The sequence below is a fragment of the Actinomycetospora succinea genome (assembly GCF_004363095.1).
In the GTDB taxonomy this organism is placed as follows: domain Bacteria; phylum Actinomycetota; class Actinomycetes; order Mycobacteriales; family Pseudonocardiaceae; genus Actinomycetospora; species Actinomycetospora succinea.
Window position 1 is genome coordinate 665,165 of sequence record NZ_SNYO01000002.1, and the last position, 23,696, is coordinate 688,860.

The 23,696-nt window shown below is 75.8% G+C and carries 23 protein-coding genes; 10 read left to right on the forward strand and 13 right to left on the reverse strand.

The window, feature by feature from the left end:
* The first annotated feature begins 76 nt into the window (after nt 1-76).
* Nucleotides 77-907, forward strand: a complete 831-nt coding sequence (locus EV188_RS09540; protein ID WP_133825983.1) for an NAD(P)H-binding protein — start codon at nt 77-79, stop codon at nt 905-907.
* A gap of 1 nt (nt 908) precedes the next feature.
* Here the strand turns inward: EV188_RS09540 and EV188_RS09545 are convergent, their stop codons facing one another.
* From EV188_RS09545 to EV188_RS09555, 3 genes are read right to left on the reverse strand one after another with little or no spacing between them, the layout of a single operon-like run.
* Nucleotides 909-1,763, reverse strand: coding sequence for an ABC transporter permease subunit (locus tag EV188_RS09545; protein ID WP_133825984.1), 855 nt, complete (start codon nt 1,761-1,763; stop codon nt 909-911).
* Nucleotides 1,760-2,722, reverse strand: a complete 963-nt coding sequence (locus EV188_RS09550; RefSeq protein ID WP_133825985.1) for an ABC transporter ATP-binding protein — start codon at nt 2,720-2,722, stop codon at nt 1,760-1,762. The genes EV188_RS09545 and EV188_RS09550 overlap by 4 nt, the downstream gene beginning before the upstream one ends.
* Entirely contained in the window at nt 2,719-3,765 is a 1,047-nt protein-coding gene (locus tag EV188_RS09555) for a LolA family protein (RefSeq protein WP_133825986.1), read from the reverse strand. The genes EV188_RS09550 and EV188_RS09555 overlap by 4 nt, the downstream gene beginning before the upstream one ends.
* Before the next feature lie 534 nt (nt 3,766-4,299).
* Here EV188_RS09555 and EV188_RS09560 point away from each other — a divergent pair.
* Entirely contained in the window at nt 4,300-4,962 is a 663-nt protein-coding gene (locus EV188_RS09560; RefSeq protein ID WP_133826343.1) for a response regulator transcription factor, read from the forward strand.
* Nucleotides 4,959-6,317: a sensor histidine kinase gene (locus EV188_RS09570; RefSeq protein WP_166659801.1), complete on the forward strand. Its 1,359-nt coding sequence runs from the start codon at nt 4,959-4,961 to the stop codon at nt 6,315-6,317. Before EV188_RS09560 ends, EV188_RS09570 begins: the two co-directional genes overlap by 4 nt.
* A 303-nt stretch (nt 6,318-6,620) precedes the next feature.
* Here EV188_RS09570 and EV188_RS09575 read toward each other — a convergent pair whose 3' ends face one another.
* The gene (locus tag EV188_RS09575) at nt 6,621-7,661 is read right to left on the reverse strand and encodes an EamA family transporter (protein WP_133825987.1); all 1,041 of its coding nucleotides are present in this window, start codon (nt 7,659-7,661) and stop codon (nt 6,621-6,623) included.
* Nucleotides 7,662-7,741: 80 nt separating this feature from the next.
* Here EV188_RS09575 and EV188_RS09580 point away from each other — a divergent pair, with 80 nt between their 5' ends.
* Nucleotides 7,742-8,230 carry an Lrp/AsnC family transcriptional regulator gene (locus EV188_RS09580; protein ID WP_133825988.1) on the forward strand — a complete coding sequence of 163 codons (489 nt, stop codon included), beginning with the start codon at nt 7,742-7,744 and terminating at the stop codon, nt 8,228-8,230.
* 57 nt (nt 8,231-8,287) lie between these two features.
* Here EV188_RS09580 and EV188_RS09585 read toward each other — a convergent pair whose 3' ends face one another.
* From EV188_RS09585 to pcaH, 4 genes are read right to left on the reverse strand one after another with little or no spacing between them, the layout of a single operon-like run.
* Entirely contained in the window at nt 8,288-9,667 is a 1,380-nt protein-coding gene (locus EV188_RS09585; protein ID WP_133825989.1) for a glycosyltransferase, read from the reverse strand.
* 48 nt (nt 9,668-9,715) lie between these two features.
* A complete protein-coding gene (locus tag EV188_RS09590) occupies nt 9,716-10,915 on the reverse strand; it encodes a 4-hydroxybenzoate 3-monooxygenase (RefSeq protein ID WP_133825990.1) in 1,200 nt (399 codons plus the stop codon).
* A complete protein-coding gene (pcaG, locus tag EV188_RS09595; protein ID WP_133825991.1) occupies nt 10,912-11,517 on the reverse strand; it encodes a protocatechuate 3,4-dioxygenase subunit alpha in 606 nt (201 codons plus the stop codon). Before pcaG ends, EV188_RS09590 begins: the two co-directional genes overlap by 4 nt.
* The gene (gene pcaH, locus EV188_RS09600; RefSeq protein WP_133826345.1) at nt 11,517-12,221 is read right to left on the reverse strand and encodes a protocatechuate 3,4-dioxygenase subunit beta; all 705 of its coding nucleotides are present in this window, start codon (nt 12,219-12,221) and stop codon (nt 11,517-11,519) included. Before pcaH ends, pcaG begins: the two co-directional genes overlap by 1 nt.
* Before the next feature lie 115 nt (nt 12,222-12,336).
* On the opposite strand from pcaH, the gene EV188_RS09605 reads away from it, so the two are divergent.
* The 5 genes from EV188_RS09605 to EV188_RS09625 all read left to right on the forward strand — a co-directional run bounded on the left by EV188_RS09605 (nt 12,337) and on the right by EV188_RS09625 (nt 16,791).
* Nucleotides 12,337-13,164, forward strand: coding sequence for an IclR family transcriptional regulator (locus tag EV188_RS09605; protein WP_133825992.1), 828 nt, complete (start codon nt 12,337-12,339; stop codon nt 13,162-13,164).
* 70 nt (nt 13,165-13,234) lie between these two features.
* Entirely contained in the window at nt 13,235-14,293 is a 1,059-nt protein-coding gene (locus tag EV188_RS09610; RefSeq protein WP_133825993.1) for an esterase/lipase family protein, read from the forward strand.
* A gap of 39 nt (nt 14,294-14,332) precedes the next feature.
* The gene (locus EV188_RS09615) at nt 14,333-15,214 is read left to right on the forward strand and encodes a Rieske (2Fe-2S) protein (RefSeq protein WP_133825994.1); all 882 of its coding nucleotides are present in this window, start codon (nt 14,333-14,335) and stop codon (nt 15,212-15,214) included.
* Between the two features lie 64 nt (nt 15,215-15,278).
* The gene (locus tag EV188_RS09620) at nt 15,279-15,569 is read left to right on the forward strand and encodes a hypothetical protein (RefSeq protein WP_133825995.1); all 291 of its coding nucleotides are present in this window, start codon (nt 15,279-15,281) and stop codon (nt 15,567-15,569) included.
* Nucleotides 15,570-15,924: 355 nt separating this feature from the next.
* Complete coding sequence (locus EV188_RS09625) at nt 15,925-16,791, forward strand: acyl-CoA desaturase (RefSeq protein ID WP_424922923.1); 867 nt, start codon at nt 15,925-15,927, stop codon at nt 16,789-16,791.
* Here the strand turns inward: EV188_RS09625 and EV188_RS09630 are convergent.
* Genes EV188_RS09630 through EV188_RS09640 form a run of 3 tightly spaced genes read right to left on the reverse strand, consistent with a single transcriptional unit; the run spans nt 16,788 to nt 19,142 of the window.
* The gene (locus EV188_RS09630; RefSeq protein WP_133825997.1) at nt 16,788-17,648 is read right to left on the reverse strand and encodes a DUF1206 domain-containing protein; all 861 of its coding nucleotides are present in this window, start codon (nt 17,646-17,648) and stop codon (nt 16,788-16,790) included. The genes EV188_RS09625 and EV188_RS09630 overlap by 4 nt on opposite strands.
* A 37-nt stretch (nt 17,649-17,685) precedes the next feature.
* The gene (locus EV188_RS09635; protein ID WP_133825998.1) at nt 17,686-18,012 is read right to left on the reverse strand and encodes a YrhK family protein; all 327 of its coding nucleotides are present in this window, start codon (nt 18,010-18,012) and stop codon (nt 17,686-17,688) included.
* A 32-nt stretch (nt 18,013-18,044) separates the two neighbouring features.
* A complete protein-coding gene (locus EV188_RS09640) occupies nt 18,045-19,142 on the reverse strand; it encodes a hypothetical protein (protein ID WP_133825999.1) in 1,098 nt (365 codons plus the stop codon).
* A gap of 71 nt (nt 19,143-19,213) precedes the next feature.
* Here EV188_RS09640 and EV188_RS09645 point away from each other — a divergent pair, with 71 nt between their 5' ends.
* Nucleotides 19,214-20,401 (forward strand): aromatic acid exporter family protein, encoded by a 1,188-nt coding sequence (locus tag EV188_RS09645; protein WP_133826000.1) that lies wholly within the window; start codon nt 19,214-19,216, stop codon nt 20,399-20,401.
* Nucleotides 20,402-21,081: 680 nt separating this feature from the next.
* On the opposite strand, the gene EV188_RS09650 is transcribed toward EV188_RS09645, so the two are convergent.
* Nucleotides 21,082-22,629, reverse strand: a complete 1,548-nt coding sequence (locus EV188_RS09650; RefSeq protein ID WP_133826001.1) for an FAD-dependent oxidoreductase — start codon at nt 22,627-22,629, stop codon at nt 21,082-21,084.
* Nucleotides 22,630-22,816: 187 nt separating this feature from the next.
* Nucleotides 22,817-23,608 (reverse strand): SigB/SigF/SigG family RNA polymerase sigma factor, encoded by a 792-nt coding sequence (locus EV188_RS09655; RefSeq protein WP_133826002.1) that lies wholly within the window; start codon nt 23,606-23,608, stop codon nt 22,817-22,819.
* Between the last annotated feature and the right edge of the window lie 88 nt (nt 23,609-23,696).

The following is a 23,696-nucleotide window of genomic DNA, read 5'->3' on the forward strand; positions in this document are numbered from 1 at the left end:
CCGGAGTCTAGTTGACGAACGACGTTCGTCGCGTACGGTGTTCGTTACGAACAACGTTCGTGGGAGAGGTGCCCGCATGATCCTCGTGACCGGAGCCCGCGGCCGTGTCGGCCGCGCCGTCCTCGACGGCCTGCTCGCCGCCGGCGTCCCCGCCGCCGAGCTGCGCGCGTCGGGACGCGACCCGTCACTGCTCGACCTGCCCGAGGGCGTCACCGGCGTCACGCTCGACCTCGCCGAGCCCGCGTCGCTCGCCGCCGCGTTCGCGGGCGCCGACCAGGTGTTCCTCTACGCCTCCGGCGACGCCCCCACGGTCGCCGACGCCGCGCGCACCGCCGGCGTGGACCACGTCGTGCTGCTGTCCTCGCTCTCGTCCCTCGAGGCGGACCCGGACGACCGGATCGGCGCGATGCACCGCGCGGCCGAGGCGCCCTGGCACGACGTCGGCGTGGAGGTGACGTTCCTGCGCCCCGGGGCGTTCGCGACCAACACGCTCGACTGGACCGACGGCGTGCGCGCCGGGGTCGTCGAGCTGCCACGGCCCGACAGCCACGTGACCCCGATCCACGAGGACGACATCGCCGACGTGGCCGTCAGCGCCCTGACCGGCGGGGACGCGCGCGGCAGCGCCCGTCCGCTCAGCGGCCCGGAGTCGCTGTCCTTCCGCGAGCAGGTCGCGATCATCGGCGCGGAGGTGGGCCGCGAGGTCGAGCTCCGGGCGCTCACCGACCAGGAGTACCGCGACCGGATGGGCCGCTGGGCCCCGCCGTGGATCGCCGACTCGCTGCTGCACCTGTGGTCGGCCTCCGACGGCGTGCCCCAGCCGGTGCACGACGTCGAGCCGCTGCTCGGGAAGCCGGGGCGCACCTTCGCGCAGTGGGCGCACGAGCACCGGGCCGCGTTCGTCTGACCTACCCGTCGCGGCGCCGCATCCGGACGACGGTCACGGCGACGCCGAGGACGAGGTAGACCAGCGCCCGCAGCGAGCTCGAGGCCAGGCCGTCGAGCGGCAGCGGGTCGCGCAGGGCGTCGGTGCCCGCGCCCCAGCCCGTCGTCAGCAGCAGGGGCTGGAGCCACTCGAGCGACGGGATCGCGGCCAGCACCCCGAAGACGATCAGCCCGCCGAGCACGGCCGCGAGCACGACGAGCGGGTGCTCGGTGAACGACGAGATCGCGAGCGCCACGGCGGCGACCGCGAGGAGCTGGCCGATCGTCCAGCCGGCGACGAGCGCGACCCGCCCGAGCGCCTCGCCGAGCCCGAGCGTGGTGCCGGACAGGGTGATCAGGGTGCCGCTCGGGCCGCCGACCACGACCATCCCGGTGATCACGCCGACGACCGCGACGACGACAACGGCCAGCACGGCGACCGCGAGCACGCCGGCGGCCTTCATGACGACCAGCCGGCCCCGGCCGACGGGCGCCAGCAGGAGGCCCCGCAGCGTGCCGTGGGAGGCCTCGCCGGCGAGGGCGTCGGCGGACGCGGTGGCCACCGTGAGCGGCAGCAGCAGCGCCAGCGCGAGCCCGAGGGCGGCGATCGGCAGGACCAGCCCGTTGCCGGCCACCGCCGCGACGAGGCCGGGCCCGTCGCCGTCCTCGCCGGCACCCGGCCCGCCGGTGAGCGCGATCCCGATGCCGAGCGCGACCGGGATCAGCCCCAGCAGGGCGAGCAGCACGAGCGTGCGCGGGCGGCGCAGGACCCAGCGGACCTCGGCGGCGGCGAGCCGTCCGAGCGGCGCGCTGGTGCGGGTCGGCACGGCCGTGGTCACGCGTCCTCCTCGGTCAGGCGGGCGAAGAGCTCCTCGAGGTGGGCGCGCCGGCGGTGGACCTCCCACACGGCGACCCCGGCCCCGACGAGCGCCGCCACGATCTCGGGCGCCTCGAGCGAGCCCGGCGGGACGGCCACGCCGCCGTCGGCGCGGTACGACGGCGCCCCGGCCTCGCGCAGCGCCAGGATGGCGTCGTCGACGTCCGGCGTGCTGACGACCAGCCCGCCGGTGTCCGCGTCGAGCAGCGCGCGCAGCTCGCCGGACACCAGCAGCGTGCCGGTCTGCAGCACGGCCACGTGGGTGCACACGGCCTCGACCTCGGCGAGCAGGTGCGACGAGAGCAGCACCGTCGCGCCGGCGTCGCGCAGGTCGGCGACCACCCGGCGCACGTCGCGCGTCCCGGCGGGGTCGAGCCCGTTGGTGGGCTCGTCGAGCACGACCAGCCGGCGCGGCACGAGCAGCGCCGCCGCGAGCCCGAGGCGCTGCTTCATGCCGAGCGAGTAGCCGCGGTAGCGCCGGCGGGCGGCGTCGGCGAGCCCGACGCGCTCGAGAGCCGCGTCGACGGGGCCGCGCAGGTCGCCGTCGAGGCGGGGCTCGGTGGCGGCGCAGCGCAGCAGGTTGTCGCGCCCGGAGAGGAACGGGTGGAAGCCGGGGCCCTCGACGAGCGCCCCGACGTCGGGCAGCGCCGCCGCGAGGTCGTCGCCGCCGTGCCCGAGGAGCTCCACCGTCCCGGCGGTCGGGCGCGTGAGCCCGAGCAGCATCCGGATCAGCGTGGTCTTGCCCGACCCGTTCGGCCCGAGCATCCCGAGCACGGCGCCGGCGGGGACGTCGAGGTCGACGTCGTCGATCGCGACGGTGGACCCGAACGTCTTGCGCAGGCCACGGACCCGGGCGGCGACCGTGGCGTCCGGCGGCGCGGGCGCCTGCGACGTCGACGGGCGGGAGGTCGCCGCCGTCACTGCGCGAGGGCCTCGGTGAGCACCTGCTGCGGCACCGCGCCCGCCGCGATCCGGCCGTCGTCGGTGACGATCACGGTGGCGACCGCCGTGGTGATCGCGCGCCCGCTGCCCCACGGGCCGCTGACCGGGGTGCCGAGCGCGGAGAGGTCCGGCGCGCCCTCGGGACGCTGCTGCTGCTCCCCGCCCTCACGGGCGGGCGCGCGGCCGACGATCACCGTGTCCCAGCCGTCGCCGACGGTGCGGCGCTCGCCCTCGGGGCGGCCCTGCTGCCCGTCGGGTCGACCCCCGTCCTGGCCGTCGCGCACGGTCGTCCCGGGCGGCGGGGTGAAGGTGAACAGCGACGGGTCCTGCGGACCGTAGGTGATCTCGGAGAAGCCGACCTGCAGCGCCGGCTCGGCCGATCCCTGCGCGAGCACGGTGAGCTGCAGCGGCAGGCGCGTCTCGGCGTCGACGGCGACCCGCACCTCGCGCAGCAGCGTGCGCTCGGTGGGCTGCGGCGTCAGCACCAGCTGGTACGCGGCGCGCCCGGCGACCTCGGCCGTGCCGTCGACCGCGACGGTGCTGGTCTGGCGCAGGGTGGCGATGGCCTGGGTGGCCGCGGTGGTCGGGTCCTGGTCCTGGCCCGGGGCACCCTCGGGCGGACCCTGGTGGTCGCCGGCCGGCGAGCGCGTCGCCGTGCGGTCCTGCGAGTCGTACGCCCAGCGCGTCGTCCCGTCGGAGACGAGCGTGCGCTCGCCGTCCGGCGACGGGATCGCGACCCGGCCGCGGCCCTCGCCACCGGACCACACGCGGATCGTCGACGTGCCGTTCGCGAGCTGGGGCGCGCCGGGGACGGCGGGCAGCCCGAGGGCGTTGTCGACCTCGACCTCGCCGGCCAGCGGGCCGCGCTGCGCGGTCATCACCGAGGACACGAGGTCCTCCGGGCTGATCGGCGGCAGCACCGGCGCCGCGGCGGCCCCAGCCGGCGCCACCACGAGCCCCACCCCGACGGCGGCCACCAGCCCGGCCCCGAGCCCTGCCCCGACCCACTTCCTGCGTCCCATGACCCCATCGTGGTCGCCGGTTGCTGAGACGGTCTCAGCGTCGGCGGCTCGGCGTGGTGATCAGGAGCGTCGTGGTGCGCCGAGCGCACGGGGAGGTGCGTGGGAACGCCCGTGGTCTCCGCGCCCATCGTCCGCGCCCGCCGGGCGCCCCAAGATCGCTCCGGGTGCTCCTCCGACCCCATCTGACGTGGTTCCCGGAGCACCTGCGGCGATCTCGGGACCGAGGCGTACCGGACACATCCCTGACACCCATTGAGCCGGTGATCAGGGGCGTCGTGGTGCACCCTGCGCGCCCGCGGAGGTGCCTGTGGTCGCCCCCTGATCACCACCCCGGCGCACGCCCCATGGTCAGCAGGCCGATGGGCACCGCGAAGCCCGCCCGCGAGGTGCCCTTCCGCCTGCTGATCACCGCGGACCTCGGGCCCACGCCCCGAGGCCCGTGATCAGGAGCGTCGTGGTGCACCCCGAGCGCGCGCCGAGGTGCGTGTCGCCGCACCCGTCGTCCCGGCGGCCTACGGTCGTGGCGTGCCGAGGGTGCTGGTGGTCGACGACGAGCTCGGGGTGCGCGACGCCCTGACCCGCGGGCTGGGCGCCGAGGGCATGGAGGTGCACGCCGTCGCCGACGGTCCCGCCGGCCTGCGCGAGGCGGCGACCGGCGCGTACGACGCCGTGGTCCTCGACATCATGCTGCCGGGGATGTCGGGCTACCGGGTGCTCGAGGCGCTGCGCAGCGAGGGCGTCGCGACGCCGGTGCTGCTGCTCTCGGCGAAGGACGGCGAGGTCGACCAGGCCGACGGGCTCGACCTCGGCGCCGACGGCTACCTCGTCAAGCCGTTCTCGTTCGTCGTGCTCGTCGCCCAGCTGCGGGCGATGCTGCGCCGCTCGGGGCCCGCGACGGCGCGGGTCGAGCGCGGCGCGCTGCGTCTCGACCCGACGTCGCGGTCGACGACGTGGGCGGGCCGCGAGGTCGAGCTCTCGGAGCGCGAGTTCGCGCTGCTCTACGCGATCGCGCTGCACCCGGCCGGGGTGGTGACGAAGGACGAGCTGCTCACGGCCGTGTGGGGCGGCGGCGGGTCGGTCAGCCGCAACGTCGTCGAGGTCTACGTCGGCTACCTGCGCCGCAAGCTCGCCGCGGTCGGCGCGGGCGATCTCGTCCTGACCGAGCGCGGGCGCGGCTACCGCCTGGGGGCCGGGTGAGGCGGTCCGGCTGGTGGGCGCGGTCCGGCTCGTGGGCGCGGTCCGGCTCGTGGGCGCGGTCCGGCTGGTGGGCGCGGCGCTCGCTGCAGACGCGGATCACCCTCGTCGTGGGGATCGTGACCGTCGCCGCGCTGCTCGCGCTCGGCCGGGTGGCGGGCGAGCTGCTGTTCTCGGCGGCGCTGACCAGCGGCGACGCCGCGCTGACCGAGCGGGCCCTCGGGGCGGCGTCGGCCGTCGCGGCGGGCACGGCGGTGCCGCCGGGGGTGCGGGTGACCGACGTCGCGGGCGCGCCGGTCGACGGCCGCGGTCCGCGCCCGGTGGACGCCGACGCCGTGCGCCGGCTCGGTGCCGGGGAGCCGGTGACGACGCCGGGCGGGCCGGACGGGCCGCAGCGCTGGGTCGCCGTGCCGGTGCCGGCGCCCGACGGGTCCCCGCGGCTCGTCCTCGCCTCGCGCGACCTCGTCGGCGCGGCCGCCCTGTTCGCCGACGGTGCCCGCGGGCTGGTGGTCACCGCCCTGCTCGGGGCGCTCGCCGTCGTCGCCGCGACGTGGACCGCCGCGCGCCTGGCCCTGCGGCCGGTCGGCCGGATGCGGACCGCGGCGGCGGCGCTGCCGCCCGGCGAGCGCCTGCCCGTGCCGCCCGCGCGCGACGAGCTCGCCGCCCTCGCCGTCGAGATCAACGGGCTCCTGGCCCGCCGGGACGACGCCGTGGCCCGCCTCGAGCGGTTCACCAGCGAGGCCGCCCACGAGCTGCGCTCCCCCATCGCCGCCCTGCGCGCCCAGGCCGACGTCGCCGTCGCCCACCCGGAGAAGGCTCCGCCCGACGAGACCTGGACGTCGGTGGCGCGGGAGGCCGAGCGGCTGTCCGGCCTGGTCGGCGACCTGCTGGCGCTCGCGCGCGCCGACGCCGGCGAGCGGATGCCCGCCCGGCCGGTGGGCCTCGTCGACGCCGTGGGCGACGCGTTCACCCGCCTGCCCGAGGAGCCGGCGGTCGCGATGACCCTGTGGGCGCCGATGCCCGTGACGGTCGCCGCGACGCCGGCCGAGGTGGCGATCGTGCTCGACAACGTCCTCGCCAACGCCCGGCGGCACGCCGCGACCGTGGTGCACGTGTCGGTCGTGCCCGCCGGGCGGTGGGTGCGCCTGCTCGTCGACGACGACGGCCCCGGCATCCCGCCCGACGAGCGGGAGCGGGTCTTCGACCGCTTCACCCGCCTGCAGCCCGACGCGGGCGAGGGGAGCGGGCTGGGCCTCGCGCTGGTCGGACGCCTCGTCGCCGGCCGCCACGGCACGACCCGCGCCACGACGTCACCGGACGGCGGCACGCGCCTGGTGGTGCGCTGGCCGGTGGGCTGACGGCGCGCGTGGCGGGAGCGAGGGACTCGCTCGCTGCGTGCCACGCACCCAGGGGCTCCCTCGCTCCGCGCGGAGCGCGCGAGGGGTCGGCGCTGTCGGGGGTCGCGGGCAGAATCGGTGGTGTCGCGCTTCCCCCGCGGCGCTGCTGATCAGCCGTGTGCCGGTCCTGCCCGAGGGGAGCCCCATGTCCTCCGTCGACCACCGACGCGCCCGCGCGCGTCTCGACGCCGAGACCATCGACCGCGCCGCCGCCGTGCTCCGGCGGCGGGTGGCGATCGGTCGCTACGCCGGCCTCGCCGGCGACTACGCCGGGTTCGAGGTGTGCGCGCTGCTCGAGGCCGTCGCGCACTCCTCGGCAGAGGACGCGCGCTCGTCGCGCATCCGCGACGCGGCGCTGCGGGTGGCACGGGCGGTGCTCGCCGACGAGCCGGGCGCGCCGTGATCGGCCGCGAGAGCCCGCTCCCGGCGCCCGTCGGCGACCACCGCGAGGGCGACGCCGGCCACCAGGGCCACCTCGCCGATCAGGGCCACCGGACCGGGCAGGGCGCCCGCGAGCAGGGCCGCGAACACGAAGCCCCACGCGGTCTCGAGCGCCATGAGCTGGCTGACCAGTACCGGCGAGAGCCGCGCGGCGGCGGCGTGCCACGCCCGCACCGCGAGCCACGACGACACCAGCCCGAGGAAGAGCACGACGAGCAGCGCGCGCACCGGCTGGGCGGGCACGCCCTCGGTCGCGAGCAGCCAGATCGCCGCCGGCAGGGCCAGCACGCCCGCCGCGAGTCCCTGGGCGCCGGCGAGCACCGGGCCGAGGTCGGGGCGCGCGGCGAGCAGGCGGTGCGAGTCGAGGCCGTACCAGCTCCAGGAGGCGACGGCGACGAGCGCGAGCACCGTGCCGATCACCGCGGACGTCCCGCCCGGCCCGGGCACGGGGCTGAGGTGCACGAGCACCTGCCCGACGCCGACGAGCACCAGCGCCGGCAGCAGCGCCCGCACGCCGACCAGCCCCCGCTTGTTGGAGAGCAGCGCCATCACCACGGGCACGAGCCCGATCGTCGCGACGGCGATGGTCGGGCCCGCGAGCCGGACCGAGAGCGCGACGAGGGCGAAGTACAGCAGCGAGCCGGTGACGGCGTGCCCGGCGACGCGGCCCCACGGGATGTCCGCGCGCAGGACGGCGGGGAGCTGGGGCAGCGACACCACCCCGAACGCCACGAACCGCCCCATGGCCAGCAGCAGGGCGGGCGCGAGCGGCGCCAGCTCCGGGGCCACGAACACCGCGGCCCACCCCGCGCAGGCGAACGTCATCGCTGCGAGCGCCGTGCGGCGCGACATGCCTCCCGTCATGCCTCCACGATGCGCGCGCGAGGGTGGGCGATGTCGGGCGATCTTCGACCCCGAGGGCCGCCGAAGCGCATCATCGACCCATGACCGCGCCGCAGCGTGCACGATCCGCCCAACCGGCCCTCGACCGCGTCGATCGCCGCATCCTCGACCACCTCGCCGACCACGGACGGTCGAGCATCGCCGACCTCGCGGAGGCGGTGTCGATCTCCGCGTCGTCGGCGCAACGGCGGCTGCGACGCCTCGAGAGCGAGGAGGTCGTGCGCGGCTACCGGGCCGTGCTCGACCCGATCGCGGTCGACCGGGGCCTCGTCGTGCACCTGGCGGTGACGCTCGTCGACCACACGACGAACACCGTCGGCCGCTTCGAGCGCCACGTCCTCGACCTGGCGGGCCTCGTGAGCTGCCACCACGTCACCGGGGACGTCGACTACCTGATGCGCGTCGACGTCGCCGACGTCGAGGCCCTCGACGTGCTGCTGCGCCGCACCCTCGCGCGCCTCCCGGGCGTCGCGCGGCTGACGACGATGGTCGCGACCTCGGCAGTCGTCGACCGGGTCACGCAGGTCTGAAGGGAGCGAGGGACGCCCTCGCTGCGCCCACGCAGCCAGGGAGTCCCTCGCTCACCCTCAGCCCGCCGTCAGCCGGTCCACCTCGGTGAGCAGGTCCGACACCTGCTTGACGACGCTGAACCCGTCGCGCGCGTAGCGGGCGGCCTCGCCGCCCTTGGCCTGCTTCCAGCCCTCGTCGAACGAGCGCTGCACGGCGGCGGCCAGGGAGTCGGCGAGCGCCTGCCGGTCGTCGGTCTCGGGCACGAGCGTGCCGACCGCGTCGGTGACGAAGTCGCGCGGTCCGCCCGAGTCGGCGCCGATCACCGGCGTCCCGCACGCCATGCACTCGAGGAACACCAGGCCGAACGGCTCGCGGTAGGACGGGAACACGCCGACGTCGGCGCAGGCGAAGATCGTGGCGAGCTCGTCCTGCGGGCGCGGCCCGAGGAAGTAGGTCCGCTCGAGGCCCAGCTCGGCGGCGAGCTCGTGCATCTTGACCTGCTCCTCGACCGGACCGGAGCCGGCGACGAGGGTCAGGACTCGCTGGTCCCCTCGCTCGTACGACGCGGCCGCCCGCAGCAGCGCGTCGAGGCGCTTCCAGTCGGCGAACTTGCCGACGAAGGCGACGACGGCGTCGAACCCGCCCTCGGGCGCCACGGCCTCCGGTCCGCGCGCGGCACCCGGCGGCGGCTGCGTCGTGAAGCCGGCGAGCACGCGCTCGCGGTCGGCGTACGTCTCGGGCGCCGGGTGGAAGACGTCCTGGTTGTAGCCGTTGTGCGAGAGCACGATCCGCTCGCGCGGGAACTCCGGGAAGACCGAGGCGAACGCGTCGATCTGCTCGGACGAGATCGAGGCGACGACGTCGACGCCGTGCTCCGGGCCCGCCGACCAGTCGAAGATCTTCTCTTCCTGCATGAACGGCAGGAACCGCCACGGGAACTCGGCCGGGTTCTCCCCGCGCTGCTCGTGGACGTACATCTTGAGCTCGGTGCCGTGCGCGAAGTCCACGAGCGGGATGCGCGGCCGGCCGGCCTGGACGCGCGCGCGGATGACGTCGCGCATCACCACCGCGTTCATGAAGGCGTGGTGGGCGATGGCGAGGCCGAACTCGTCGCCCGTCGCGGCCTCGACGTCGTCGATGAACGCGGTGACCTCGGCGGTCAGGCGCGCCCGGTAGGCGGCGACCTCCTCGGGAGGCATCGCGTGCCACCGGTAGCTGCTGACCGGGGAGATCGACTCGCAGATCGGGATGTCGTGGTCGAGGGCGAACACACGCACGTCGTCCTCGCCCGGGCGGGTGCGCTGGACCCGCGAGGGATACATCGAGTAGCAGCGCACGCCGGGCAGCTCGTTGTAGGCGCGGTGGTGCGCCTCGTGGAGGATCCCCGAGCCGGGGGCGAACTCCCCGTCGCGCTGCCAGTTGTTGGTGCCCAGCTGGAAGATCAGCCGGTCGCCCATGCGGTACCCCCGGGTCTGGAGATCGTCGGGAGCCGCAGCCTAGGGCCGCTACACGGCGCCGAGCGCGAGGCCCCGGTAGTTCTCCGCCAGCGCGCGGCGCGCCGACTCCGAGGTCTCGATGTGGTGCAGGTGGGACAGGGCGAGCTGCTCGTCGAACGGGTCGCCGTCGGGGTCGACGTGCAGCATCGTGGTCATCGTCCAGGAGAAGTGCGAGGCCCTCCAGACGCGGCGCAGCACCGACGGCGAGTAGGCGTCGATGAGGCGCTCGTCCTTGGTCGCGAACCACTCGGCCAGCGCCTCGGCCAGCACGCGCACGTCGGCGACGGCGAGGTTGAGGCCCTTCGCGCCGGTCGGCGGCACGATGTGCGCGGCGTCGCCGGCGAGGAAGAGCCGCCCGTGGCGCATCGGCTCGGTGACCATGCTGCGCATCGGCGTCACGGACTTGTCGGTGATCGGCCCGCGCGCCAGCCTGAACGACCGGTCGTCGAGCGCGAAACGGTCCGAGAGCTCGTCCCAGATCGCCTCGTCGGCCCAGCTCTGCGGGTCGGTCCCGTTCGGCACCTGGATGTAGGCGCGGGTCACCGACGGCGAGCGCATCGAGGCCAGCGCGAACCCGGTGCGGCCGCGCGCGTAGATCAGCTCGTGGGACGAGGGCGCGACGTCGGCGAGGATCCCCAGCCACGAGTAGGGGTAGACGCGCTCGAAGCGGCGCAGCAGGTGCTCGGGGATCGCGCGACGCGACGGCCCGTACGACCCGTCGGCGCCGACGACGACGTCGGCGTGCAGCACGTGCTCGGCGCCGCCGTGGCGGTAGCGCACCGACGGGCTGTCCGTCTCGACGTCGGAGACCGTCAGCACCTCGGCGTCGAACACCAGCGGCTCGCCCTGCTCCAACCGGAGCGCGATGAGGTCCTTCGTGACCTCGGTCTGCGCCCAGATCATGACGCGCTCGCCGGTGAGCTCCTGCATGTCGACGCGGACGCCGCGGCCGGCGAAGCGCAGCTCGAAGCCGTCGTGGGGCATGCCGAGCTCGTCCATCCGCGCGTCGGCGCCGACCTCGCGCAGGGCCTCGACGGTGCCGTGCTCGAGGATGCCGGCGCGCTGGCGGGTCTCGACGCGGTCGCGGGGCCGGGACTCGAGCACCACGGAGTCGACCCCGCGCAGGCGCAGCAGGTGCGCCAGCATCAGCCCGGCCGGCCCGCCCCCGACGATCGCGACCTGGGTGCGCTCGGGCGCCGGAGCGCTCATGCCGGCGTCTCGGTGGTGGCCGGCGGCTCGCCGGTGGCGTACGTCGACAGGTCGAGGAAGACCGTCTCGCCGGCGCCCTGCATGCGCACGTCGAAGCGGTAGCCGGGGCCGGTCGGGCCGCCGTCGGGCACCGCGATCAGCGTGGCCCGGCGGTCCTCGTCCAGCGACGCCAGCAGCGGGTCGGCGGCGTTCGCGTCGACGTGGTTCGGGAAGTAGACGCGGGTGAACAGGTGGTGCAGCAGGCCGCGGGCGAACACGGTGACCGCGAGGTGCGGGGCGTGCGGCGAGCCGGTCGGCGCGGCCGGACGCAGCGTGCGCAGGTGGTAGTCGCCGGCCCGGTCGGTCGGGACGCGGGCGAACCCGGTGAAGCTGCGCCCGTCGCGGTGCAACGACCCGGGCCGGGTCGGCAGACGCCCGTCCGGACCGGCCTGCCAGAACTCGAGCAGCGCGTCGGGGACCGGGGCGCCGCTGCCGTCGCGCACCGTGCCGTACAGCGTGATCGCGCCGGGCGTGCCGGTCGGGACGACGTCGCCGCCGCCGTCGAAGGGCAGGCCGAACGCGAAGAACGGGCCGACGGTCTGGGAGGGGGTCACCTCGGACATCAGTCGCGGTCCTCCGGCGTGGCGTGGGCACCGTCGAGCACGATGTCCCAGGAGTAGCCCAGGGCCCACTCGGGCTGGGTGACGTCGTGGTCGTAGGTCGCGACCAGCCGCTGCTGGGCCTTCTCATCGGTGACCGACTGGAAGATCGGGTCGAGGCCGAACAGCGGGTCGCCCGGGAAGTACATCTGGGTCACCAGGCGCTGGGTGAACGCGGTGCCGAACAGCGAGAAGTGGATGTGCGCGGGCCGCCAGGCGTTGGTGTGGTTGCGCCACGGGTACGCGCCGGGCTTGATCGTCACGAAGCGGTAGCGGCCGTCGTCGTCGGTGAGCGCGCGCCCGCCGCCGGTGAAGTTCGGGTCGAGCGGCGCCGGGTGCTGGTCGCCGTCGTGCCGGTAGCGCCCGGACGCGTTGGCCTGCCAGATCTCGAGGAGCTGGTTGCGCACCGGACGGCCGTCCCCGTCGAGCACCCGGCCGGTCACGATGATCCGCTCGCCGAGCGGCTCGCCCGCGTGGTGGCGGGTCAGGTCGGCCTCGATCGGCGCGACGTCCCGCGCGCCGAACACCGGCGCGGCGAGCTCGGTGAGGCTCGGCGGCGAGACGACCAGCGGCTGGTGCGGCGACCGCAGCGCGGTGCTGCGGTACGGCGCGTAGGCCCGGTCGGGGTGGCCGTCGGGGCGCGGGGGTGCGCCGGCGGCGGCGGCGATCTCGACGGAGACCTCCCGCTGCGTCGCGGGCTGCTGGGGTGCGCTCACCCGGGCCAGGGTGCCTGCTCGGCCCGCCGTGCCAGAATCGAGCTTCCGGTGACCGGAAGGAGCCACGGTGAGCCCGACGCAGGGCGGTCAGAGCGGACCCTCGGTCACCGAGCGCGTTCTCGGGATCCTCTCCGCGTTCGGCCCCGGGGCCGAGTCGCTGACGCTCTCGGGCATCGCCCGCACCGCGGGGCTGCCGCTCTCGACCGCGCACCGGCTCGTCGGCGAGCTCGCGGCCTGGGGTGCGCTCGAGCGCGGCGAGGACGGGCGCTACCGGATCGGCCTGCGGCTCTGGGAGGTCGGCGCGCTCGCCCCGCGCAGCCTGGGCCTGCGGGAACGCGCGATGCCCTACCTCGAGGACCTCTACGAGGCGACCCGGCAGAACGTGCAGCTCGCGGTGCGCGACGGGCACGAGGTCGTCTACGTCGAGCGGCTCGCGCACCCCGAGGCGGTCCGCGTGTTCAGCCGGGTCGGCGGGCGGATGCCGCTGAACGCCACCGGTGTCGGGCAGGTGCTGCTCGCCTTCGCGCCGCCCGCGGTGCAGGAGGAGGTGCTCGCGGGCCCGCTGCCCGCGCTCACCCCGCGGACCATCACCGACTCCGGGGACCTGCGCCGCACGCTCGCCGCCGTGCGCCGCGAGGGCGTGGCGGTGTGCGACGGGATGGTCGACCTGCTCTCGCTGTCGGTCGCGGCCCCGGTGCGCGGCGAGGACGAGCGGGTCGTCGCGTCGCTGTCGGTCGTCGTGCCCAGCGCGGGCGCGGAGCCGCGGATGATCGTCCCCGCGGTGCGCGCGGCGGCCCGCGGCATCTCGCGGGCCCTCGGTGCCCCCTCGGCCCGGCGGCGGCCCGCGGGCGTCGTCACCCCGCTCCCGACCGCGCCGGCCGACGCCTCGCCGTGACCCGCGGCACCGCCCGTCGTTGGTCCGTCCGGGTGTCTTGATCGAGTCGCCCTCGACGGGAGGGCGCGCGATGAAGGTCTGGGGTCTCGTGGCCGGCGTGGTGCTGGCGCTCGTCGCGCTCGGGGCACCCGCGATCGCCGACCCCGGTCCGCAGCTGCCGCTGCCGATCCCCCAGCCCGAGCGCGAGTACGCGCCGCTGGACCGACCGGGCCCGGCCCTGCGGGTCGCCGAGGGGAAGCTCGCCGACGCGCTGGACTGCACCGCGTCGGTCGACGGCGCGCGGCGCCCGCCGGTGCTGCTGATCCCGGGCACGACGCTGACCGCCGAGGAGAACTTCTCCTGGAACTACGAGCGCGCCTTCGCCGCCGACGACCGCCCGTACTGCACGGTCACGCTGCCGAACCACGCGATGAGCGACATCCAGGTCTCCGCGGAGTACGTCGTCGCGGCGATCCGGGCGATGCACGAGCGCAGCGGTCAGCGCGTGGCCGTCGTCGGCTTCAGCCAGGGCGGCATGATCGGCCGCTGGGCGCTGCGGTTCTGGCCGGACACGCGGGACCAGGTGGCCGAGGTGATCGGCATCGACCCGTCGAACCACGGCACGCTCGACGCCTACCCGGTGTGCGCGGCCGCGGGCTGCGCGCCGGCGTTCTGGCAGCAGCAGACGCTCTCGGCGTTCACGACCGCGCTGAACTCGCGCACCGAGACCTTCGCCGGCATCGACTACACCCAGATGTGGACCCCGACCGACGAGGTCGTCACCCCCAACCTGGGTCCGCGCCCGAGCTCGGCGCTGACCACCGGCGAGGGCCGGCGCGCCAACATCTCGACGTTCGACGTCTGCCCGGGCCACGTCGCCGAGCACCTGTCGATGGGCTCGTTCGACGCCGTCGCGTACGCCCTGGTGGTGGACGCGCTCGACCACGACGGGCCGGCCCGCGCGGCGCGCGTCGACCGGTCGGTGTGCCTCGCGCCGTTCCACGAGGGCGTCGACCCGGTGACCTTCCCGGGGCGTCTCGCGACCTACACCGCGGGGATCGGCGCCCAGGTCGCGCTCTACCCGCACGTGCTCGCCGAGCCGCCGCTCGCGCCGTACGTGCTCGAGGAGGGGTTTGCCGCCGGGCGGTGATCGGCGACACCCGGGGACCACCACCACCCGGAGGCCCCCGTGCGCCCGTTCGACGACATCGACCGCCTCGCCAAGTCGCCCGCCCTCGACAAGGTCGCCGCGCCGCTGCGCGACGCCGTGCACAAGGTGCTGCGCCGTCAGGACGTGAAGGACGCGCTGCACGGGGTCTGGCTCGGCCACCCGCTGCACCCGATGCTCGCCCAGCTCTCGCTCGGCAGCTTCGTCTCCGCGGGCGTGCTCGACGTCGTCCCCCGGACTCGCCGCCCCGCGACCGCGCTCATCGCCCTCGGGCTCGTCTCGGCCGTCCCGACGGCCGCGGCCGGATGGGCCGACTACGCCGACGGGCACGAGGAGCAGCAGCGCGTCGGCGTCGTCCACGCCGCGGCGAACGGGGTGATGCTCGCCGGGTACGCCGCCTCCCTCGTCGCCCGTCTGCGCGGCCGGGGCGGGCGCGGCGCCCTGATCGGCTGGGCCGCCCTGGCCGTCGGCAGCGCCGGCGCCGCCCTCGGCGGCCACATGGCCTATCACCAGGCCATGGGCGCCAACCACGCCGAGGGCTACCCGCACATCGGCCCCGGCGACTGGACCGACGTCGGCACCGTCGCCGAGCTGCCCGAGGGCGAGCCCACGCGCCGGATCATCGGCGACGTCGGCGTGCTCGTCGTCCGCCGCGGCGAGCAGGTCCACGCCCTCGCCGACCGCTGCGCGCACGCCTCGGCGCCGCTGCACGAGGGCCGGGTGACGAACGGGGACGGCCCGCCGTGCGTCGTCTGCCCGTGGCACGGGAGCGTGTTCCGGCTCGACGACGGCGCGGTCGTGCACGGCCCCGCGACCGCGCCGCAGCCGACGTTCCGCACGCGGGTGCGCGACGGCCGCCTCGAGCTCGCCGTTACCGGGTACGCGGCCGTACCGGCGAGCTGAGTCACGAGTTCGGCAGCGTGTCCATCGGGCACCCCGGGTCGTTCCCGACCGCAGGAGGTGCCCGATGACCGCGCACGCCCTCGTCGACTTCCCCACCGAGGGGTTCGACCACTTCCGCCAGGCCTTCCAGGAGTCCCTCGCCGACGACGGCCCGGCGCGCGAGTGCCGGGAGGCCCGGGTGTTCCGGTCCGAGGAGGACCGGGTCCTCGTCCTGCTCGCGTTCGGTGACACCGACGCCCTCGCCCGGTTCCGCGCCGAGATCGAGAAGGACGTGTCGGCGGGTGGCGACATGGCGCCGCCGGTGATCACCGAGCTCCGCGAGGACGACGACCTCGTCACATCGGCGCGCGCGTGATCGGGCGCGCCTGCGACGTCCGGGTGAGCGCCCAGCGTCCGTCGGGCCAACCTCGTGGGGCGCTCGTGCCACGGCCCGGGGCCTCGGCGCTCGGTATCCCGGACGCCGTGTCAGGGTGGAGTCGCACATTCAACTTTCGATGGTCCAGCTCCGCTCCGCTTCGTGTCCGCCTCCGGCCGACGAGCCCGTCGCCGAGGACCGCCCGCCCCCTCGGGAGCTTCCCCGCATGACGTCCGGTCCGGCCTCTCCCCCCGCCGACCCGCCTGTCGACCCCGTTGCCGGCCCCGCCGTGGACCGCCCTGCGGCCCCGCAGGGCGACCTCTCCGACCACGAGCGCCACATCGCGCCGCACGTCATGGTCTACCTGTTCGCGTTCGTGCCGTTCGTCGCGCTGATCGCCGCGGTCCCGCTCGCCTGGGGCTGGGGGCTGAGCTGGCTGGACGTGGGACTGACCGCCGGCTTCTACGTGCTGACGATGCTCGGCGTCACCGTCGGGTTCCACCGGTACTTCACCCACGGCGCCTTCCGCGCCCGCCGCGGCCTGCGGATCGCGCTGGGTGTCGCGGGCAGCATGGCCGTCCAGGGCCCGATCCGGCACTGGGTCGCCGACCACCGGCGTCACCACCTGTTCGCCGACAAGGAGGGCGACCCGCACTCGCCCTGGGCGTTCGGCACCTCGCCGGCGGCGCTCGTGCGCGGTTTCTGGCACGCGCACATGGGCTGGATCTTCGAGCGCTCGCTGACAAACCAGCAGCGCTTCACCCCGGACCTCCTCGCCGACCCGGACATGCGCTTCGTTCACCGCGCCTTCACGTGGCTGACGGTGGCGAGCCTCGCCGCGCCGCCGCTGATCGGCGGGCTGGTGACGTGGTCGTGGTGGGGCGCGCTCACGGCGTTCTTCTGGGCGAGCCTCGTGCGGGTCGGCCTGACCCACCACGTCGCCTGGTCCACGAACTCGATCTGCCACCTGGTCGGCGAGCGTCCGTGGGGCGCGCGCGACCGGTCGACGAACGTCTGGCTGCTCGCGATCCCGAGCATGGGCGAGTCGTGGCACAACCTGCACCACGCCGACCCCACCTCGGCCCGCCACGGCGTCGGCCGCGGGCAGCTCGACATCTCGGCGCGCACGATCTGGCTGTTCGAGAAGCTCGGCTGGGTCTCGCACGTCAAGTGGCCGACGTCGCGGCGCCTCGACAAGCTCGCGGCCCGCGCCGCCGCCTAGTAGGCCCTGCGGTAGCGGGCGTCGAGACCGCAGTAGAGCCCGAACGCCGCGAGGCCGAGCGAGATCGCGACCAGGGGTGTCACCCCCTGCCAGCGTCCGACGACGGCGCGCAGGGCCTGGTCGAGGCCGCCGACGCGCTCGGGATCGGCCTGCACGGCCCCGACGGCGAACAGCACGCCGACGGCGCCGAACGCCAAGGCACGGGCGATGTTGCCGACGGCGCCGAGCACGACCCCGGCCCGGTGCGCCCAGGTGGGCAGGTCGTCGATGAGGTCGCCCATGAAGGTGCGGGCGATCCCGGTGTAGACCATGGTGCCGGCGATCACCAAGATGGTGATCGCGACGGCGCCCACCAGCAGGTTCCCGGCAGGGAGGGCGAGCAGCGAGGCGACGAGACGCTGCGGGCCGGCGCGGCCGCTCGCGGCGTCGCCGAGGACGGTCCGCGCGGCGACGACCGCGATCGCGAGCACCGCGATCGCCTTCGACGCGGCGCCCACCCGCTTGCGGAAGCGCTCGCCGCCGGAGACCCAGCGGAAGCCGGCCACGGCCGCGGTGACCTGCCACGCCGCGAACGCCACGAGCCCCGCCACGAACAGCACGAGGACGACGACGCCCGCGACACCCACCGAGGCGACCGCCGAGACCGCGCCCTGCTGGTCGACCTCGGCGGCGCTGCCGAACGCCAGCCGCAGGCCCAGACCGGCGACGAGCAGGTGCACCACGCCGTAGGCGACCAGGCCCGCCCGTCCCAGGACCTCCACGAGGCGGCTGGGCGCGTCGCCGCCGCCGTGCACGGTCCGGTCGGCGGCCTCGTGCACCGCGTGCTCGGCGGCCTCCTCCACTCCCTCGGTCGTCACCGAGGGGATGTCGCCGGATGCCGCGGCCGGCGAAACCTCAGAAGTCGGGCCCGTAGTCCGTCGGCACGGCCGAGGCCATGGGCACGCGCTGCAGGTGCACGCGGCGGGCGAAGCGGATCACCGGCCGGATCAGGAGCTCCACGCTGCCGATGACGAAGAACCAGGTGCCGACGTAGGTCGTCTCGGCGGAGAAGAACAGGATGCTCCCGACGAGGAACCAGAGACCGACGAGGATGTCGTTGACGATCGACAGCACCTCGTAGCGGCGGCGGATCACGAGCTCCTCGTGACCGAGCTTGTAGATCAGCGGCGGGGCGTGCCCGCCCGAGGTCTCACTGCTGCCGCCGCCCGTCGGTGCGCTCATGGTGCGGAGCTTGCCCGCTCGCGCGTCGTCCGTCAGGTCCGGGCACCGACCGTGCGAGCGTGCCGCTCGGCGGTGTCGGCGTCCTCGCGGGCGCGGTCGGCCTCGCGGCGGCGGGTGTCGCGCTCGCGGCCGGCCGTGTCGGACCGCTCCCACGCGGCGCGCCGGGCCTCCTCGGCCGCGTCGAGGCGGGCGCGCAGGTCGCTGACGGTCGCGTCGGCCTCCTCCGCCTCCCCGGTGGCGGCGTCGGCGGCCTCGGAGGCCTCGCGAGCCTGCTCGGCGAGGTCGTCGGCGCGCTCGCGGGCCTTTCGGGCGGCCTGCTCGGCGCGCTCGCGCTCCTCGCGCTCCCGGCGTTCCCGCTCGGCGCGCTCGCGCTCCTCCTGCTCGGCGCGCTCGCGGTCCTCGCGCTCGCGCGTCTCCTGGTCGTCCCGGATGTCGTCGGTGTCGTCGGTGTCGTCCTCGTGCAGCTCGTCGGCGTCGTCCTCGTCCGGCTCGGGCGCCGGGCGGGGCGCCCGACGGTCGGGGCGCACGCGGGTGGGGCGGCTGGGGCCGTCGCGCCGGGCCGCGCGGGCGCCGGACGCCGGGCCGCCGAGGGCCGCGCTGATCCCGCCCTCGCCGAGCCCGGGGCCCGCCTCCATGCCGCCGGCGAGCTGCCCGCCCGCGAGGGCCCGGGCGGCCGCGGGGTCGGCGAGCGCGGCGCCGATCGTGCGCTCCAGCTCCCGGACCGCCGGGTCGCCGAGGCGCACGGCCTCCTCGCGGGCGATGCGCCTGCCCCGTTCGACCAGCGCGTTGATGAGCCCGTGGCGCTGGCGGGAGAGCTGGCGCAGCGCGTCGCCCTCGAGCTTCTCCTGCGCCTCGCGCAGCGACCCGCCGAGCTCCTCGAGGCCCTCGATCTCCTCGGGGTACTCGCGGGCCAGCCGGTTGGCGACCCACGCGGCCACCGACGGCTTGCGCAGCGCCGCGATGTCCTTGGCGAGCTCGCGGTCGCCGGCCTTGCGCACGTCCTTGACCATCGCGTCACGGACGGGGATGAACTCCTCGCGCCCGATCCCGTAGAGCAGGTCGGCGGCGTCCTCGAGCGAGGTGGGGAGCTCCTCGCCGGTCTCGGTGTCGGTGTCGCTCCCCGGGCTCATCGGTGCACCTCGCCGCTCGATCGTCCGCTGGTCGTTTCGCGCCGGCGGCGCGGGTGGGAACACCGTGCCCCATGGCGCCTTCTCCGCGCACGCTCGCTCGCCGGGCACGCCGTCAGGTCCTGCGCCCGGTGTGGTTCCTCGTCCGCGCCGGGCGCGGGAGCGGTCCCGAGCGCGAGGCCGTCATCCAGGCCGCCAAGGCCGCCGTCGCCGCCGGGCTGGCGTGGCTGCTCGCCCGCTGGGTGCTCCAGGCGCCGCAGCCGTTCCTCGCGCCCTACGCCGCGGTGTTCCTCGTCGTCCAGGTGACGGTGTACCGCTCGGTGCGCGACGCCGGGCAGCAGCTCGCCGTGGTGGGGGCGGGCGTGCTGCTCGCGCTCGGGTCCTCGCTCCTGACGGGCTCGGTGGTCGTCGGCCTCGTCCTCGTGGTGCTCGTGGGGCTCCTGGTGGGGCGGCTGCGCGTGTTCGGGGAGCACGGGCAGTGGGTGGCGCTGACCGCGCTGATCCTCGTCAGCCAGGCCGGGCCCGCGGCGAGCTCACCGGTCGACGCCGTCGTGCGCCTCGCCGAGATCGGGGTGGGCGCCGTGGTGGGCGTCGTCGTGAACATGCTGGTGCTGCCGCCCGTCTACCAGCGCGACGCGACGGCGGCGCTCGCCGGCGTCACGGCGCGGCTCGCCGACCTGCTGCGCGGCATGGCGGCGTCGCTGCGCGAGGACCAGGAGGCCCGCTCCGACCTCGCCCACGACTGGCACCACCGCGCCCGCGGCCTCGACGGCGAGGCCCGCCGCGCGCGGGACAGCGTGGCCTGGGCACGCGAGAGCCTGCGCCTGAACCCGCTGCGACGGCGCCTGCGGACCCCGACGCCGACCGTGGTCCTCGCGCCTGCCGCGGACGCGGTGGTGGAGGTCGCCGGGCACGTCGACGACCTGTGCGAGGCGGTGGTGGACGCGGCCGAGGACGCCGACGAGGCCGACCTGGACCCGCTGTTCGTGGGGTCGTTCGCCGACCTGCTCGACCACCTCGCCGAAGCGCTCGAGGAGATCCGCGACGACCCGGGCGCCCTGTCGCCGCGCGCCGACCGCCACCCGCCGGGGTCGGCGGCGCTGGAACTGATGACCGCGGTGCACCGCGACGCCGCCCAGCGCCTCCCCGGCGCCTCGGGCGAGGTCCGCGCGGGCTGGAGCGTCGAAGGCGCGCTGCTGAACGCGGCCCAACGCGCGGTCGTCGACCTCACCGGCCGCCGCCCGACCCGGTCCCGGGAGTAGGCCCTCGTTCGAGGGGGCGTGCGAGCGATGCGGCATCGCTGGCGTGTGACGCCAGGATCGCCACATCCTCGCCGGCGCGACACGCCGACGGCTCGCGACGCACGGGGTGGTGTCAGCGTGGCGGCCACGCTGACGTCAGGTGTCAGGAAATCCCCCACGATCACGCCACGGTTCGGGGGTTTCCCCGACCTCCCTGGTGGTTCTCCCCCATCCGTCCCGCGCCCGCGCTCCGTAGCGTCCTGAGCACCGGCGGACAGCCGCGACGGACCGGGAGGAGGGACAGGACGTGCGTCACTGGTGGACACGACGAGCGCGGGCGGAGTCCTCGACGGATCCGCTCGAAGGGCCGCACCGACCGGAGGACGCCGACGATCTCGACCCCCAGCCCGCACAGGACCTGTGCGGGACGCGGTCCCGCGGCCCCGCCCCGCGACGCCGCCCGCCCCCCGAGGCGAGGCTGCTCCGTGAACAGCGGCCGCAGCGGTCGCCGTGGCGCACCGACAGCGAGGAGCGACCCGACTGATCGTGGGGGCTTTCCTGACACCTGACGTCAGCGTGGCCGCCAGGCTGACAACACCCCGTGCGTCGCGAGCCCCGGCGTGTCGCGCCGGCGAGGATGTGGCGATCCTGGCGTCACACGCCAGCGATGCCGCATCGCTCGTACTCCGGATCCAGTGCTCTCAGGACCGCGGCGCCACGACGCGGGCGAGGCCGGGCGGGTCGGCCATGCCCGCCGTCGCCGGGCCCTCGAGCACGGCGCCGTCGGGGGCGAAGCGTGAGCCGTGCAGCGGGCAGTCCCAGCTCTGCGCGGCGTCGTTCCACGCCACGATGCCGCCGAGGTGCGGGCACACCGCGCCGAGCGCGTGCTCCACGCCGCCGACGCGGCAGCGCGCGATCTTCCCGCGCGAGGTCGTCTCCACGCGGCCCTCGCCCTCCGCCAGCGCCTCGCCGGAAGGCAGGTGCGGGCGCGCCCAGCCGGTCGCCATGTACCGCCCCACCTCGCCGTTCGCCCGCGCGAGGCTCGGCAGCGCCGAGGCGGTCGGGGCCCGGTCGGCGCGCAGGGCGTGCGACCAGGGGTTCGTGCGGCCGACGACGTGGTCGCGCAGCGCCAGCGCGGCCGCGGTCCCGCCCGTCATGCCCCACTTCGCGAAGCCCGTCGCCACGAGGATGCGCGGCTGCCAGCGCATCGGGCCGACGAACGGCAGCCCGTCCTCGGGCAGGTAGTCCTGCGCCGACCAGCGGTGCGTGATCTCGCGGACCGGGAAGTGCGCGGCGGTCCAGTCGGCGAGCGCGCGCTCGTGCGACGACGTGGGCGTGCTCGCGCCGACCCGGTGCCCGAAGCCGCCGCTGAGCAGGCGCCGGTCGCCCTCCACGATCGCGGTGCGCAGCGAGACCGACGGGTCGTCGGCGGAGAGGTACATCCTCTCGGGCAGCTCGCCGTCCACCCGGACCGCCTGGGCGTACGAGCGCGAGGGTTCGACGCGCGCGAAGTACAGCCCGCGGTCGAGCACCGGTACCCCGGTCGCGACGACGACCCGCTCGGCGCGGATCTCGCCGTGGTCGGTGCGCACGCGCGGCGCGCCGAGCAGCGAGACGCTGCGCACCCGCGTGTTCTCGCAGACGAGATGACCGCCCTCGTGCAGCTCCTGGGCGAGGTCGGCGAGGTAGGGCATGGGGTCGAACTGCGCCTGGTCGGCGAGCGTCACCGCCTCCGACACCCCGAACGGCAGGCCGACGTCGGTGCCCAGCTCGGCGGGCAGCCCGGCGCGGCGCAGCACCGCCGCCTCGCGCCTCACGAGCTCCGCGCCCGCCGACGAGCGCCCGCTCGTGGCGAACGTGACGGCGTCGCGGCGCTCGAGGTCGCAGTCGGCGCGACGGGCCCGGTCGAGCAGCCAGTCGAAACCGGCGCGGTGGGCCGCGAGGTAGGCGTCGACGGTCTCGGGCGAGTGGAGCCGGTCGAGCGTCGCGGTGCGCGTACCCTGCAGCAGCGAGATCTTCGCGGTGGTGTTGCCCGTGGCGACCGCCCCGATCCGCCGGCCCTCGACGACCGCGACGTGCAGCCCCTCGCGCGCCAGCAGGACCGCCGTCGTCAGCCCCGTGATCCCGGCGCCGACCACGGCGACGTCGACGCGACGGTCGCCGCGCAGGGCGGGGTAGGTGTCGGGCTCCTCGGCGTGCTCGGGGTCGTGCCACGGCGACAGCTCGTGGGCGGGCAGTGGTGGCGCCATGCCGGGGAGATGTCCGGCTCGCGGGACGGGCAATCGCGATGTGAGCACTTTCCGGTGCCGGAGGCCCGGAAAGTGCTCACATGCGCGGGCAGGCGCGTGCCGGCGCGTCCCGCCCAGGCCACCACTCCTCGACGGGCACGCGCCGGCAACGCCACCATCCGGCCCGCGGAGGCGGGCCGACGTCGGGTCAGACCGCCACGAGCTGCTCGGCCCCGGTCTCGCGCTCGATCTGCTCGCGCAGCGCGGCCAGCGTCCGCGACAGCAGCCGCGAGACGTGCATCTGCGAGATGCACAGGACCGCGGCGATCTCGGCCTGGGTCTTCTCGTGGACGAACCGCAGCGCGAGCATCGTGCGCTCGCGCTCGGGCAGGTCGCGGACGAGGTTGCCGACGAGCGCGCGGACCTCGACCCGGTCGAGCTCGCCGTCCATGACGCCGAGGATGTCCACGAGCGCGGAGCCGTCGCCCTCGCCGAGCGACTCGTCGAGCGACGCCGGCTGGTAGGACCCGTGCGCCGCGACCGCCTCGGCCACGTCGTCGCGGCTCATGCCCAGGTGCTCGGCGAGCTCGGCGGCCGTCGGGGCGCGCCCGATCTTCTGCGACAGGGTCGCGGTGGCCGACCCGACGGCGACGTAGCGGTCCTTCACGCTGCGCGGCGTGCGGACCGACCAGGCGGAGTCGCGGAAGTGACGCCGCACCTCGCCCATGATCGTCGGGACGGCGTAGGACAGGAAGTCGCGCTCACGACCCGGGTCGAACCGGTCGAGCGCGTGGAGCAGGCCGAGAGAGGCCACCTGCTCGAGGTCGTCGGTGGGTTCGCCGCGCCGGGCGAACCGGCGGGCGATGTTGCGGGCGACGGGCAGGAACCCGACGACGAGCTTCTCCTTGACGGTCTCGCGACGCGGATCGTCCTCGGAGAGCTCGGCGAACTCCTGGAGGAGCGGGACGTACTCGTCGTAATCGCTGCTGCGGCCGGCCATCGGTCACCCCCGGATGGGGCCCCGGGCACTAGACCGTCTCGGCGGACCAGGCGGGGGCTCGTGATGTGTGAGCTGACCCGGCTTGTGT